The sequence below is a fragment of the Pseudomonas sp. F220 genome, from assembly GCF_057813935.1.
Genome location: NZ_JBVASJ010000123.1, coordinates 1 through 657 on the forward strand (window position 1 = coordinate 1; position 657 = coordinate 657).

Here is a 657-nt window from a genome sequence, read left to right on the forward strand (position 1 = left end):
CCGACCATCTAACTGTTGAGGCAGACGACCTAGCCACCGCAGAAGGTGGCGAGCTGAAGTTTGGGGCCAGCCTTATGGTCTCAAGTGGGGTTCTTCACGATGTAATGAACACTCTACGGTCGCGCAGCCCCGCTGCAAGGCTGGACATCGTGGTCAATCATGGGCAACACCTATGCCAACTCTTGGTAGACGGCGACCTCGAGTTTTTTATCGCCAATGCGGATATATGGGCTAATGACATCAGGTTCGCAATTACCCCCTTAACCCCCAGACCCGCATCGATTTTCTGTAGCGCTGACCATCCACTCGTACACAACAAAGAACCAATCACCTCGACTCTATTACTCAATTACCCCTGGGCGTTTATCAACCTCACCGCAACAACCGAAAACCATATACGCCATCTGTTAAACCTTGCCGAGAACACGGCACTGCCCATTGGTTTGAATTGCAATGACTTCAACCTGCTGCGCCATGCAACGTTGAAAAGCAATTACCTTTTATTCACTTGGAATGACTGGTTGGCTGATGATCTAAAAAAGGGAGTGATCGTTGATTTGAAATACCAGCTCACCCCAGAATTACCGCAGGAAACATTCTATCTCAACTACGCGATCGTTCAGGTGGCCGGCAAAACCCTATCTCCAATAGCGCAGC

The 657-nt window shown here is 49.8% G+C and carries 1 protein-coding gene; it reads left to right on the forward strand.

All coding sequences use genetic code 11. The features are described from left to right. Positions 1-657, forward strand: a 657-nt coding sequence (locus tag ACZYSM_RS29265; protein WP_489077167.1) for a substrate-binding domain-containing protein, incomplete at both ends; no start/stop codon positions are given.